The 13,861-nt window shown below is 54.2% G+C and carries 13 protein-coding genes; 3 read left to right on the plus strand and 10 right to left on the minus strand.

The genetic code is table 11. From position 1 onward, the window contains the following. Nucleotides 1–42: 42 nt before the first annotated feature. From B9T62_RS01525 to B9T62_RS01540, 4 genes are all read right to left on the minus strand, one after another. Entirely contained in the window at nt 43–612 is a 570-nt protein-coding gene (locus B9T62_RS01525) for a TetR-like C-terminal domain-containing protein (RefSeq protein ID WP_087913657.1), read from the minus strand. A 25-nt stretch (nt 613–637) separates the two neighbouring features. Further along, on the minus strand, nt 638–1,033 hold the full coding sequence (locus tag B9T62_RS01530; protein WP_087913658.1) for a hypothetical protein: 396 nt from the start codon (nt 1,031–1,033) through the stop codon (nt 638–640). A 23-nt stretch (nt 1,034–1,056) separates the two neighbouring features. Continuing rightward, a complete protein-coding gene (locus tag B9T62_RS01535; RefSeq protein WP_087913659.1) occupies nt 1,057–1,572 on the minus strand; it encodes a hypothetical protein in 516 nt (171 codons plus the stop codon). A 149-nt stretch (nt 1,573–1,721) separates the two neighbouring features. Beyond that, nucleotides 1,722–2,744: an RluA family pseudouridine synthase gene (locus tag B9T62_RS01540; protein WP_087913660.1), complete on the minus strand. Its 1,023-nt coding sequence runs from the start codon at nt 2,742–2,744 to the stop codon at nt 1,722–1,724. A gap of 320 nt (nt 2,745–3,064) precedes the next feature. Here B9T62_RS01540 and recQ point away from each other — a divergent pair, with 320 nt between their 5' ends. Both recQ and B9T62_RS01550 read left to right on the plus strand, forming a co-directional pair. Then, the gene (gene recQ, locus B9T62_RS01545) at nt 3,065–4,891 is read left to right on the plus strand and encodes a DNA helicase RecQ (protein WP_087913661.1); all 1,827 of its coding nucleotides are present in this window, start codon (nt 3,065–3,067) and stop codon (nt 4,889–4,891) included. A gap of 15 nt (nt 4,892–4,906) precedes the next feature. Next, nucleotides 4,907–6,937, plus strand: coding sequence for a B12-binding domain-containing radical SAM protein (locus B9T62_RS01550; protein WP_087913662.1), 2,031 nt, complete (start codon nt 4,907–4,909; stop codon nt 6,935–6,937). On the opposite strand, the gene B9T62_RS38585 is transcribed toward B9T62_RS01550, so the two are convergent. The 6 genes from B9T62_RS38585 to mnmL all read right to left on the minus strand — a co-directional run bounded on the left by B9T62_RS38585 (nt 6,919) and on the right by mnmL (nt 12,611). Continuing rightward, the gene (locus tag B9T62_RS38585) at nt 6,919–7,116 is read right to left on the minus strand and encodes a hypothetical protein (RefSeq protein WP_157685397.1); all 198 of its coding nucleotides are present in this window, start codon (nt 7,114–7,116) and stop codon (nt 6,919–6,921) included. The two genes, B9T62_RS01550 and B9T62_RS38585, sit on opposite strands and share 19 nt — an antisense overlap. A gap of 1,067 nt (nt 7,117–8,183) precedes the next feature. Next, the gene (locus B9T62_RS40395; protein ID WP_157794186.1) at nt 8,184–8,267 is read right to left on the minus strand and encodes a putative holin-like toxin; all 84 of its coding nucleotides are present in this window, start codon (nt 8,265–8,267) and stop codon (nt 8,184–8,186) included. Between the two features lie 192 nt (nt 8,268–8,459). After that, nucleotides 8,460–9,422 carry an alpha/beta fold hydrolase gene (locus tag B9T62_RS01555; RefSeq protein ID WP_087913663.1) on the minus strand — a complete coding sequence of 321 codons (963 nt, stop codon included), beginning with the start codon at nt 9,420–9,422 and terminating at the stop codon, nt 8,460–8,462. A 321-nt stretch (nt 9,423–9,743) separates the two neighbouring features. Next, nucleotides 9,744–10,712: a type I phosphomannose isomerase catalytic subunit gene (locus tag B9T62_RS01560; RefSeq protein WP_087913664.1), complete on the minus strand. Its 969-nt coding sequence runs from the start codon at nt 10,710–10,712 to the stop codon at nt 9,744–9,746. 331 nt (nt 10,713–11,043) lie between these two features. Further along, complete coding sequence (gene mnmM, locus B9T62_RS01565; protein ID WP_087913665.1) at nt 11,044–11,655, minus strand: tRNA 5-(aminomethyl)-2-thiouridylate-methyltransferase MnmM; 612 nt, start codon at nt 11,653–11,655, stop codon at nt 11,044–11,046. Further along, nucleotides 11,655–12,611, minus strand: a complete 957-nt coding sequence (gene mnmL / locus B9T62_RS01570; protein ID WP_087913666.1) for a tRNA modification radical SAM protein MnmL/YtqA — start codon at nt 12,609–12,611, stop codon at nt 11,655–11,657. The genes mnmM and mnmL overlap by 1 nt, the downstream gene beginning before the upstream one ends. Nucleotides 12,612–12,937: 326 nt before the next feature. Between mnmL and B9T62_RS01575 the strand changes: the two genes are divergently transcribed. Then, nucleotides 12,938–13,120 (plus strand): hypothetical protein, encoded by a 183-nt coding sequence (locus B9T62_RS01575; protein ID WP_087913667.1) that lies wholly within the window; start codon nt 12,938–12,940, stop codon nt 13,118–13,120. Nucleotides 13,121–13,861: the final 741 nt, after the last annotated feature.

Consider the following 13,861-nt stretch of genomic DNA (forward strand, 5'->3'; position numbering starts at 1 on the left):
TTTTATAACAAATTCCCAAGTGAAAAAAAGCCGCAGCAGTGGCTACGACGGCTTGCACTCATATTTATGCAGCGCTCTGAGGAAATGGCCCTCAATCAGATCGCTGAGCTTATCGATAATGACCTTCGTCGGCTCCTTCATACCGCCCTTCAGCCATTGGATCACCAGGCCACTGAAGGCCAGTGTATAGAAATTGGCAATAAAACGTTTGTCCTCTTCGCTGACAGTCATTCCTTCAGCCAGCTCTTGGATGACGCCCATCACCAGATCATAGGTTACTTCGTAGAGGTAGACATCCAGATGGTTTCGGCCCAGCGAGTCCAGCGTATTGCAGCAGAAGGCGCGATTATTCTCGATATAGCAGAAGATCCGGCAGAAGCCGTCGGTCCAGGTATCATAGCTCCGGTACAAGGAGATGCTTTCCACCGCTTCGGTTCTATAAATCCAGCCCAGCAGATCAAAGATATCCTGAAAGTGATAATAGAAGGTCTGGCGTTTCAGCCCGCAATGCTCCACCAGCTGTTTGACCGTTATTTTGTTCAGCGGGATATGCTCCATCAGTTCCTTCAGTGAATGGGCGAGCGTTCTCTGGGTCAATGACGAATTGGACACACGGGTCATCCCCTTTTATAAATAATCAATACGGGTGCTGCCGCTGAAGCAACCGGTATACACCTTCCACGATCAAACCGAGAGTGAAGCCGCCCAGGGTCAGCAGCACGAAGAACAGGAAGCCAGCGAGATCCTCCCAACCGGACATATCCCTGTAGGTGGAGAAGAACATCAGCGCGAGTCCGGCAAATGTGCAGGCGGTACTGACCAGCCAGAACAGGCGCAGGCCCAGCCAACCGAGCAGATGAACCACTGCAGACAAGCCAAGTGCCAGCAGGGCAAGCCGCAGCATCAGTCCGGCATCAGCAGGTCGTTCCATTTGCACAAATCGGTTCAGGCAGAAAATCAACCACAGCAGGATGCTGTAAACAATCATCAGCAGGACCCAGCTTTTGCTTCTGGCGGGAGGCAGGAGCTTCATAACCAATCACCTCTTAGTTAGGATTAGATGTTTTCCAGTTCTTCGGCGCTTTGCAGCAAATGGTTCAGCAGGCTTGGAATATCCTCCATCTGCTCCTCGGTAATTTGTCTGTTGAATTTCAGTTCTACGCAATTATTGTAGGTATCATTATCCTGTCCATACATGAAGCTGAGCGCCTGTACAGGCTTCAGTTCAGGGCCCCAGATCGAGCTCAGTACCCGTTCCACGGCCGGACACTGAACATCGATATCTTCAATCTCCATATAAAAGCGCAGTGAAAGATTGCAGCCCGGGTCCGTATCGGGAGCTTCGAGAATCTCATCGCTCAAATCCTTCACGGAAGAGCTGAGGAACACCTCCGTCGTGATGTTTCTGCCCGAGAGCAGCTTGAACGAGAGGCTGAATTCCCGCGACATCAGAGCCAGGTTGAGCAGGTCGGAGCGGTCTGTAATCACGAGAATGCCGTCCAGATTGTCATAATCGTAGAGCTGATTCTCAAAGCTTATTTTAATATTGTCAAAGACAGTAGGATGGAACAAGTGCGGCACCTTCTCTATGGGGGTAACTATATTTATCTTATTGTACCATGCGGGTCATAAGAGTGAAAAAAGTGGATTCATCCGGCTGTCGCCGCTGAATCCACTTGGAGGTGAAACGATAGGAATCCTTAGACCTCTGATTGTTAAGGTCAGTTGGAAGAAGAAGGTGCCGTGTACTTCAGAAAGGTCTTCGGAATCGGGCTTTCGAAGATCATCAGCTCCCCGGTTGCCGGGTGTGTGAAGGAGAGTACACGTGCATGCAGTCCGAGCCTGCCGACGGTCTTCGTCTCTGCGCCGTATTTCTTGTCGCCTGCGATCGGATGCCCGAGATCAGACATATGAACACGGATCTGATTCTTGCGGCCAGTCTCCAGATGCACCTCCAGGAGAGAGAAGTGACGGTTCATCTGGATCAGCTTGTAATGGGTAACCGCATGCTGGCCATCGCCTTCATGGGGGCTGGAGTACATCTTCAGCGTGGAGGTCTCCTTCAGCCAGGAGCTGATTGTTCCTTCCGGGTGTTTCACAGCGCCTTCCACCAATGCCACATAGGAGCGTTCCTTCACCGTTTCCTTCCACGTTGTCTGCAGCAGCTGCTGAATCCGCTCGCTTTTGGCGAACATCATCAGTCCCGAGGTGTCGCGGTCCAGCCGGTGCACCACAAAAATCCGATTCTTGGGATTGGCCAGGCGGACATGCTCCATCAGCTGGTAGTAAGCGGTCAGCTCGGTTTCCTCTGCCGTAGCGATGGACAGCAGCCCGGCATCCTTCTGAATGACAATCAAGTCCTCATCTTCATGGACAATGGTCAGGCCGATCAGTTCTTCGGGTGGGGCCTGCTTCTCCTGGTCGATAGCTACAACCTGACCCGGATGCAGCTGGAGATTATGCTGGGTGGTCGTTTTGCCGTTCACGGAGACTTGTCCGCGCGACAGGATGGATTTGATCGCATTGCGCCCGCGTCCGGTAATATGGGTGAGCAGAAAAGGCAGCAGCTCGGCCGGTTCGGTTACCGGATACAGCTTGGCCGGCAGCGGCGCCTTCACCTTGTCGGCAGGTCGGCTGTTCGGTTTATGTGAGCCCTTGAAGCCTTGCTTCGGCTGTGACTTGGCGGCGGAATCAGGCTTGGCGCCCCGTTTGGCGGTATCTTTGGGATTGCGTCTTGTATTCATAACTACATTCTCCGTCCTCTGAATTTCAGTGTATTCCTCAATATACCATGGGGCGTGAAGAAATACCACGGAAAGGCTGGGAACCGAACGATCAGGCTTAGACAAACATAAGCAAACCGGCGATGATTAGCAAGGACAGTACGACCTGAATCCAGCCCATTACCCATTAATCACGGTTAGCTAGGGTAAGTGTCCCACTGCGCTGCTCTTTTTATGTGGCCTTCACCAGAACTATGCCTGTCTTTATAATGTCGGTGGTTGATCATTGCCCCGATGCCCGGTAAACTAAAGGTAGAAACGCCTAAGGAGTTATGATAGAGATGAACATGCAAGCACCTACCATGGAACAGGCTCAAGCCGAGCTGCAAAAATATTACGGATATCCCGATTTCCGGGAAGGCCAGAAGAAGATTGTCCAGAGCCTGCTGGAGGGCCAGGATACGCTGGGAATCATGCCTACCGGCGGAGGCAAATCGATCTGCTATCAGGTGCCGGCACTGCTGCTGCCCGGCCTGACGCTGGTCATCTCGCCGTTGATCTCGCTGATGAAGGATCAGGTCGATGCGCTGACCACTGCGGGCATTTCCGCCGCCTTCATCAACAGCACGCTCAGCGGCAAGGAAGTGAATGAGCGGATTCGCGCTGCCCGCAGGGGCGAGCTGAAGCTGCTCTATGTCGCCCCTGAGCGGCTGGAGCTGGACTGGTTCCGCCAGGAGATGGCGGAGCTTCCCATCTCCTGCGTAGCGGTCGATGAAGCCCACTGCGTCTCGCAGTGGGGCCATGATTTCCGCACCAGCTACCTGTCGGTGTCGCCGTTTGTGGAAGGCCTGCCGCAGCGCCCGATCCTGGCTGCGTTTACTGCCACCGCTACGCCGGAGGTAATGGAGGATATGGTCCGGCTGCTGCGCCTGCGGCAGCCGGGCGTCTTCATGACCGGCCTCGGCCGTGATAATCTGGCGATGTCCGTCCTGCGCGGAGAGAACAAACGCGAATTCGTGATGGACTACGCCGCTTCACATGCCCATCAGCCGGGCATTATTTACGCTGCTACCCGCAAGGAGGTAGACGACCTCTACCAGCGGCTGCAGGCGGCGGGTGTCGCCGCCGGGCGTTACCATGCCGGTATGACTGATCAGGAGCGGGCAGCCAACCAGGAGGGTTTCCTCTATGACGATATCCGCGTGATGGCGGCGACCAATGCCTTCGGCATGGGGATCGACAAATCGAACGTGCGATACGTCATTCATTACAATATGCCGAAGAATATGGAGGCTTATGTTCAGGAAGCGGGGCGTGCCGGCCGTGACGGCGAGCCCAGCGACTGCATCCTGCTGTTCAGCGCGCAGGATATTATGACCCAGAAGTTCCTGATCGAGCAGAATCCGCAGGACCCGGAGCGCAAGGCGAACGAATACCGCAAAATGCAGCAGATGATTGATTACTGCTACACCACCCGCTGCCTGCGCAGCGCCCAGCTGGATTATTTCGGCGAGGAGCATCCGGACGAGCCTTGCGGCATCTGCAGCTCCTGCACGGATGAGCGGGAGCTGGTGGATATGACTGTGGATGCGCAGAAGATTTTCTCCTGCATTCACCGCATGCGTGAGCGTTATGGCGTGGCGCTGGTAGCGTCGGTGCTGAAGGGTTCCCGCAACCAGAAGGTGGTGCAGTATGGCTTCGACCAGCTGCCCACGCATGGGATGATGTCCAACAAGACTGAGAAGGAGATCTCCGAGAGCATCAATGTGCTGATCTCGGAAGGTTATCTGGCCCTGTCCGAAGGGCAGTATCCGGTCGTGCGCCTGCAGCTTCCGGCAGCAGAGGTGCTGCGCGGTCAGCGGCAGGTGATGCAGCGGGTGGCCCGGCCTTCCCGCGCAGGCAGCTCACGGGAGCGCAGCCGCAGCCGGGATATCTCGCCGTCGGCCGTCAACGAGACGGTGTTCGAGCAGCTGCGGCTGATCCGGCGCGAGCTGGCGGGGCGGGAGCATGTGCCGTCCTATATCATTTTTAATGATGCGACCCTGCGCGAGATGAGTGTGGTTTGCCCGCAGACCGAAGCGGAGATGCTGAGGGTGAAGGGTCTCGGTGAGGTGAAATACCGGAAATACGGCAAGGCATTCCTGGAATTTTTTCAAAATGAATTGTAAAGAAGGTCTGAAGACATGAGAATCATCCTGGCCACATTAAATGCCAAGTATATCCACACCTCGCTGGCGATCCGGCTGCTTAAGGCTTACAGTGAGCATGAATTCGGCGATATCCTACTGGCAGAATATACAATCAAAGATCCCTTGATGAATATCGTGTCCGACCTCTACCAGAAGCAGCCGGAGGTGATCGGCTTCTCCTGTTATATCTGGAATATCGAGGAGACGGTCAAGCTGGTCGGCATCCTGAAGCAGGTCATGCCTGATGTGAAGATTGTGCTGGGCGGACCGGAGGTATCCTATGAACCTCTCTACTGGATGAAGCGGGAGACGGGGATTGATTTTGTCGTCAATGGCGACGGGGAGGAGACCTTCCACCATCTGCTGCAGGAGATTCAGGGTGAGCACAAATACCATTTCGTCTATGGAGCCGCCTACCGCAAGGGCGAGGAGCTGATCGTCAATCCGCCGCGTCCCAAAAGTGATCTGAACACCCTGCCCACCCCGCACCGCTTCGCCGATGATCTGCCGGACCTGGGCAAACGGATCGTGTATTTCGAGACCAGCCGGGGTTGCCCGTTCAACTGCCAGTTCTGCCTCTCCAGCATCGAGGTGGGCGTGCGTTATTATGATATCGAGCGGGTCAAGTCGGATCTGCTGTACCTGATCGAGAATGGTGCGACCATCATCAAGTTTCTTGACCGCACCTTCAACATTAACCGCAATTACGCGATGGAGATGTTCCAGTTCCTAATAGACAACCACCAGGGCTGTGTGTTCCAATTCGAAATCACAGCTGACATTATGCGGCCGGAGGTGCTGGATTTCCTCTCCAAGAATGCGCCCCCGGGCATATTCCGTTTCGAGATCGGGGTCCAGTCCACCAACGATGAGACGAACGAGCTGGTCAAACGCCGCCAGAATTTCACCAAGCTGTCCCGCACGGTCATGAAGATCAAGGAGAGCGGCAATATTGACCAGCATCTGGATCTGATCGCCGGACTGCCAATGGAGGATTACTCCACCTTCCGCAAGACCTTTAATGATGTGTTTGCGATGGAGCCGGAGGAGCTGCAGCTGGGCTTCCTGAAGATGCTGCGCGGCACCGGACTGCGCGCCCAGGCAGCCAAATATGACTATACCTACATGGAGCATGCGCCTTATGAGATCCTGAGCAGCCATATGATGCCGTTCTCCGACATTATCCGTCTTAAGCGGCTGGAGGATGTGTTGGAGAAATACTGGAACAGCCACCGGCTGGACCATACCGCCAAATATCTGATCCGGCATGTGTTTGAGTCGCCGTTTGATTTCTTCCAGGAGTTCGGGGATTACTGGGAGGCGCGGGGCTGGCAGAAGATCGGCCATCAGCTGGAGGACCTGTTCACCCGCCTCCACCAGTTCCTGACAGATCGAGGCACCGGATCGATGGAGATCGTTACGGGTCTGATGAAGCTGGATTATTTCCTGGGCCATAAATACAAGCCGCGCAAAATCTGGTGGGACACCCCGCTTCAGAAAGCGGACTGGTCGGCTTACATGAAGGAGATTGCCACGCATCCGGCGCGGATCTCGCCGGAGCTGGCCGAAGCGGGCTTCAGCGAGCGGGAGCTGCAGAAGTTTACGGTGCTGGAGGTGCTGCCCTTCCCGCTGGAAGCGGTGCTTGCCTCCATCAGCGGCCTGCGGGCCGGAGCAGATGCTCCGGCGTTCGGTGATGCGGCCGCCCCGATGGAGGGGGCGGCCGGGGATGCCATCGCCGGATCGGGCGATGGCTCAGTTGTTGCCGCGGTGCCAGCCGCGGTAGTGCAGCCGGTGCCGGCGAGCGGCGGTGGCCTAGCGGTGCAGACGAGCGGCGATTACCTGGCGGCGCAGCATGTGCAGGCGGGGGTCAGCAGCCTGGTGTCGCAGCACGTGCAGGCCGTGGGCAGCGCGGGTGTGCTTGCTGAGCAGAGGCCGCCGCAGCTTGCAGGCGACCGCACCCTGCTGATCGTGATGTATCAGCAGGATGAGAGCCAGCGGGCGCGGTATTATACGCTGGCGCTGTAGCGGTATACGCTGGCCGTAGTGGCGGTAATGCTCGAGTTGTAGCCGATATAAACTGGCGCTGTAGTGGTATATACTGGCGCAGTAGCGGTATACGCTGGCGTAGTAGCCGTATATGGCATTGTAGCGGTATTGCTGGCATTGTAGCGGTATTGCTGGCATTGTAGCGGTATTGCTGGCATTGTAGCGGTATTGCTGGCGTCGTAGTGGTATTGCTGGCGCTGTAGTGGTATATGCTGGCGTAGTAGCGGTATATGGCGTAGTAGTGTTACATGCTGGCGCAGTAGAGGTATACGCTGGCGTTGTAGCAACAGGTGGAGGTCCCACAACGCTGGAGATACGCTCCTAATTTTGGTAGGGTCAGCAGGGTTAAAGAGCGTGCGGCCTGGGGAGTCGGCTTTAGTTAAAGGCAATAAGTTTGGATGACGAGGACCTTAGATGTTTGTGTTTAACTTACAGAGCGATTAGCTGCTTTAGTGGTTTCTATTCAGGTTCAGCAGGGATTTAGAATGTTGCCCTGGCACGTTGGGAGCAAATAGATGCGAAACTGGTTACTACTTAGGGCCCCCTTTTTTTCCATGTGTTACTCGTCCGTGCCTGTCATACAACACTGCGCGACAAGGAGGCTAAGAATAACAAAGGAAGACCGTCGCCAGTAACCTGCACTTAAATTTCAGATTATTGCGGACTCAGGAGCCTCTATTTGCTGAAAAAAGGCTGTTTTGCAGGTCTAACGGACTCAGGAGCCTCTATTCAGGCAAAAACCCACTAGTTAGGGCCTGTTTTTCCAATATAGAGGCTATGCGGTCCGCTAGACTCCAAACCATCGCAGGAATGAGGAAATAGGAGCTATACGGGACCGCTAGGACGTGGGTTACCTAAAGGGGGGAGTGTTTGGGTTAAGGTAGCGCGATCCCTTAACCTTCGCAAGTAAACCTTCTATGCCCTCGCAGGGTCCTAAGTAGTAACCATTTTTGCAACTAAACGTGAGGATGCATGAGGATGTTTGGGCAGTGGTACCGCCGTATGAAGCAGTGTCATCCTACGAAGCCTTTTCTGCGGAGAAATCATTAAATTAGACGCGTGGTTTGCTTGAATCGGGTCTTCTGTAATAAAATGGTTTTTGTAATAATAGTAATACAAAAGAGCAGTGTCGTCAGCACTGCTCCATTGTACACTCACTGCTGCTATAGAGCAGCCGGCCGTTCATGTTTGGGTTTGAGATAGACCGTTACCTTGCCGGGGCGGTCTATTTCTTTTTGAGATAGGCAAGCAAGGCCAATATGAACATTCCGAACGCGAACATTAGTGCTAGGGCATCTTTTACCTCCATTTCTGTCACCTCCGTATTAGAAGAATGACCGGTTGCTCATTTAAGCAGTGTTGTACATGTAAATCATATCATATTCAGAATGCCAAAAAATGGATCATTAGTAGATTTGTAGCGGAAAAAAATAAAGACAGACTTTCCGGAAAACGGAAATACCTGTCTTTATTGGTACCTGCAATGCTTGCTGCGGGCGTTCTAGGTCGCTGTTTCCTGAAGTAGCATGGAGGCTGCAGGAAGATGGCGTGCCAGCCAATCCAGCACATCCGAAGTAACCTCGTCCCGGTTGATTTCATTGAGCATCTCATGTCTGCCCTCAGGGTACAGCTTGCGCTCGATGTCGGCAATTCCCCGCTCCCGGTAGAGCTGCTCCAGACGCTCAATCCCTTTGCCGTTCATTCCGACGGGGTCCTTGGCACCGGAGAGCAGGTATACCGGCCTGTCGATGCACAAGGTGCGCAGCGTCTCCCGGGTGTGCAGCTCACGCAGCAGGTGGAAGAAATCGCGGAAGAAGCGGGTGGTGCAGATGGTTCCGCAGAACGGATCGGCGATGAAGCGGTCCACTTCCTCCGTGTCGCTGCTCAGCCAGTCGAAGGCGGTCCGTACGGGAGAGAAGGAGCGGTTATAGCTGCCAAAAATCACACCATTCAGCAGTACGCTGCGGTGCAGCTCTCCTTGCAGCTTGTACTGGGCACGCGCCAGTGTCTCTGCAAGCAGGAGTAGGCTGCGCGGTCCGTTGGTTCCGCAGAGGATATACCCTGCGTAGACCTCGTTGCCTTCTTCGCACATCAGCTTCTGGGCCAGGAAGGAGCCCATGCTGTGCGCGAACAGGAAGATTGGCAGCCCCGGATGCCTGGAGAGGGCGATCGCGGCCACCTGCAGCAGGTTGCGGCGCATCCAGTAGAAGCCGTTCTCTCCGGTATCGCCGAGCAGGTTGACCTGGCCGGCGGTTTTGCCGTGGCCGCGGTGATCGTTGGCGTAGACGGCGTATCCGGCAGCAGTCAGCGCAGTGGCGAACCGGGCATAACGGGCAGCCGTTTCACACATGCCGTGGGAGATCTGGACTATTCCCCTTACTGGAATATCCGGCTCCGGCAGCCACTCATAGACATGGATATTAACACCTACGGGATCGGTCATGGTGAAGCTGTTTTCCGTCATATTTGCCCCTCCTAAAGTTTTGTGAGCACCGCATGCTCGTCATGCGCGATCAAAACTGGCTACGGAAGCATACACCTAGTTTTGTGAGCACCGCATGCTCGTCATGCGCGATCAAAACTGGCTCCGGAAGCATACACCTAGTTTTGTGAGCACCGCATGCTCGTCATGCGCGATCAAAACTGGCTCCGGAAGCATACACCTAGTTTTGTGAGCACCCGCATGCTCGTCATGCGCGATCAAAACTGGCTACGGAAGCATACACCTAGTTTTGTGAGCACCGCATGCTCGTCATGCGCGATCAAAACTGGCTACGGAAGCATGTTACGGCAGATACGAACGCAGCACGGTGGAATGTCCTTCAATTTCGTACGCGCCTAGGCTTGAAGGCAGCAGGTAACATTCGCCAGCCGCGTAAGGCTGCGTACCGCCGTCCCAGTTCAGATGGCCGCTGCCTTCGCAGATGACCAGAATACTGAAGCTGTCGTCCGTGGTGGTCAGGCTCCAGGAGCCGTTAACAAGCCCTTTTTCAACAATGAAATAAGGGGATGCCGCCAGTTGCAGCCATTCACCGGCCACGGCATGGTCTGTCTTCATCGAAGTGGCGCCTGCGCCTTCGTAAGCTGTAACGTTCAGCGAATCCTCAACGTGAAGCTCGCGCGGCTTTCCGTCAAGACCTGGACGGTCGTAGTCGTAAATCCGGTATGTAGTGTCGGAATTCTGCTGGATTTCTGCAACCACTACCCCTGCACACAAGGCGTGGACAGTTCCGGCCGGAATGTAGAAGGAATCGCCTGCGGCTACGGATACCTCCTGAAGACTATCCATAACTTGGCCGCTTTCCAGAGCTTCGCGCAGCGTTTCGCGGGTTACCCCGTCCTTGAGACCATAGATGATTTTGGCATCGGGTTTGGCGTCCAGCACATACCACATTTCTGTTTTGCCCAGTTCGCCCTTCGGCAATCCCTCATAGTCATCTGTTGGGTGAACCTGGATCGAGAGGTTGTCATTGCAGTCCAGCAGCTTGATCAGCAGCGGGAATCTTCCGCCGGCTTCGGAAATGCCCTTGCTGCCGAACCATTCACGGCCATAGGCCTCGCGGATCTGGTCCAGACCCTGACCTGCCAGTTCTCCATTGACAACAGATGAGGTGCCGTTTGGATGATCGGCAATCATCCAGCCCTCGCCGATATGGCCTTCCGGCAGCTCCAGTCCGAATTTCTCCAGCGCACGCCCACCCCATACACGTTCCTTGAACTCCGGTTGAAATTTTAAAGGATAAGGTTTAGCCATTATTACATCGTCCCTTCACGTTATGGATTTATATAAGATGAACTTAAGAATGAAGCAGCGGAGCGAGCAGAAAGCCTGGTGTATAGCGCTTCCGACAACTCTGCATGTACATTCTTAAGTGCACGTTCTATCTGAACATAATTGATCATTCACACACGATTACGAAGAAGCGCCTAGCTATTGCGGAGCCTTGTGTCGGCGTCACAGCGTACTTGCGGGAGCTATAGGTAATTCCAATCGCTAACTTCTGGTGCTGGAACTATATTGACCATTATAGGGAGAATCACGCCTTAGCCTGCATCCGCTGCTGCACCCCGAATGTTCAAGTGAATCAGCGGTTGTCCGGCTGCGGTTTCTTCTTCTCCACAGCCAGACAATAAGGCGCATCTGCACGCTGCAGCTGGCGGTAGATGACGCTCTGCGCCGCCTGCTGGGGCAGGGCGGCCGCCCAGCCTTCCACAGCGGCGGCCTCCAGCTCGCCGCCCGGGTGGCCGGGGTACAGCACCGCCGTGATGATGCCCCCCGGGCGGAGCAGTTCAAGTGCGGCCGCCAGCGCTGCAAGCGAGCTGGCGGGCTGGGTGATGATGCTCCTGTCGGCCTCGCCTGAAGGCAGGTAGCCGAAGTTGAACATCACCGCCCCCACCGTGCCGCGCCATTCCGGCGGCACGGCCTCCAGCATCAGCGCGTGGCTCTGCTGAAGCAGCTTCACGCCGGAGAGCGCCTGCGGCGACTCCTCTCCGGCGAGCCGCAGCCGCTCTCCGGCAAGGGCGAGCGCGGCCGGCTGGATATCAAAGCCATACACATGGCCGCGCTCGCCCACCGCCCTGGCCAGGAACAGCGTGTCCGCGCCTGTTCCCAGCGTAGCGTCGATGGCCCGTTCCCCCGGAGACAGCCGCTCCGTGATTAACTTGTGGGCGAAGCTGAGAACGGAGAGAAAGCCCATCAGCCTTGTCTCCAGTATTTACCCTGCCAAGTATCGCGGGCAACCAGCTCATCGTCAATGGCATTGAGCACTTCCCATTTCTTCAGGCTCCACATCGGACCTATCAGCAGATCGCGCGGGGCATCCCCGGTCAGGCGGTGCACAATCATCTCGGGCGGCAGAATTTCCAGTGAGTCGGCGATCAGCTTCACATATTCGTCTTTCTCCAGAAAGCGCAGCAGTCCGGCTTCATATTGCTTCACCATCGGCGTCTTGCGCATGAGGTGCAGCAGATGAATCTTGATCCCCTGCACACCCATATTGGCTACCGCGGATACCGTCTCCAGCATCATTTCATGTGTCTCCTGGGGAAGGCCGTGAATAATGTGGGTGCAGACCCGGATGCCATGCTTCCGCAGCTTGGCTACAGCTTCTATATAACACTGGGTATCATGGGCCCGGTTGATCAGCTCCGAGGTGGAGTCATGAATCGTCTGCAGACCCATCTCGATCCAGAGGTAGGTGCGCTGATTCAGCTCAGCCAGGTATTCAACCACATCGTCCGGCAGACAATCGGGGCGGGTGGCAATGGCCAGTCCGACAACACCCGGCTGCTGCAGGATGACCTCATAATATTCTCGCAGCTCCTCTACAGGAGCGTAAGTATTGGTGTAGGCCTGGAAATAACCGATATATTTGGCATTCGGCCATTTCAGATGCTGGCGTTCGCGCACATTGTTGAACTGGGTAACTAGATCGTCGCGGCGGCTGCCCGCGAAATCGCCGGAACCTCTGGCACTGCAGAAGGTGCAGCCTCCTTTAGCAATGGAGCCGTCGCGGTTGGGACAGGTGAATCCGGCGTCGAGCATAACCTTGAACACCTTGGTGTCCATTTGCTGCCGCATTTCGTAATTCCAGGTATGAAACCGTTTATCCCCCCACAGCAGCGGGACAGAGGTTTCGAGAAGGTTGGACATGGGGTAGTACTCCTTTCCAAAAATATAAGAATTCAGGCTGAGCCATGGGTGATTCTTATACTTTTTGCTGAAACAGTGCTTTATTGCAGAAAAGAACAGCGGTTTCAGTTTAATCCCATCCATTGTACCAAAAATCAGCTCGCAGTGTAATATTCAGCCCCGTTAATATCAATAAAAAGGGCCTTTTGTAAGGGTTTTCTTTCTTGTAAATACTTACACATTATGTTATATTTAATTTGTGATAAAACTGCTGTGGTACAAGAAATTCATCCATGAGTTCATATTTTCGTGTTGCCCTGTTCATAATAATCCGTGAGGTGATAACGATGAATTCTCAAACATTATATGCCCAAGGTAAAGATTCAGTCGAAGTGCATTTAACTCCAGACGAAGCCCTTGCACTTACCGGGGTGGAATTTAACGGCAATCCCAAGATTAAGACAGAAGCGCAGCGCAAGATCCGCAATGCGTTCGAGAAGACGCTTGATTTCAATTCTGCGGCCAGATAGACCCTGAATATTGAGATGGAGAGCTTCAATTTTCAAATATACAAGAAGGAAATTCTCTGGTCGGCTGCTTGATTAGCGGACGGAGATTTCCTTTTTTTTATCTGAATAGGTGGTTAAGGTCTCGCGCATTCCGTAACGAACAGTTCGCTTTTGGTGTTACTACTTAGCACTCCTTATAAAAAGATTTGTACAGATTCTGTTCCATACTTTAGGAGTCGAACAATTAGTTGCGAAACTGCATCTATTTAACCGATTTTTTCCGTTTTGGAAGAAATAAGTGCGAATACGCATCTATTTTAGACTTTTGAGCGTTCCAGGAGTGATCTACTCGAAATTAGGTGCAGATTTGCACTTATTTGCCTGCTAATGGACCTTTTGGATGAATTTAGTTGCAGTTTCGCATCTAATTACTTGGGAAGGCTTCAGGGCAGACTATACATCCTGGCTGGAACCTGAGTAGTAAGGCTTTTGCCGTTAAGGTCTCGCGCATTCCGAAGGAACAGCCCGCTTTTGCCCTTAAGGTCTCGCGCATTCCGAAGGAACAGCCTGCCTTTGCTCTTAAGCACTCGCGCATTCCGAAGGAACAGCCCGCCTTTGCCCTTAAGGTCTCGCGCATTCCGAAGGAACAGCCCGCTCTTGCCCTTAAGGTCTCGCGCATTCCGAAGGAACAGCCCGCCTTTGACCTTAAGGTCTGCATCCCGTCAGGGATAGCGGACCATCCTATGCGGCGTCCAAGCGGTC

Origin of the sequence: Paenibacillus donghaensis, assembly GCF_002192415.1 — a bacterium.
Classification (GTDB): domain Bacteria; phylum Bacillota; class Bacilli; order Paenibacillales; family Paenibacillaceae; genus Paenibacillus_AQ; species Paenibacillus_AQ donghaensis.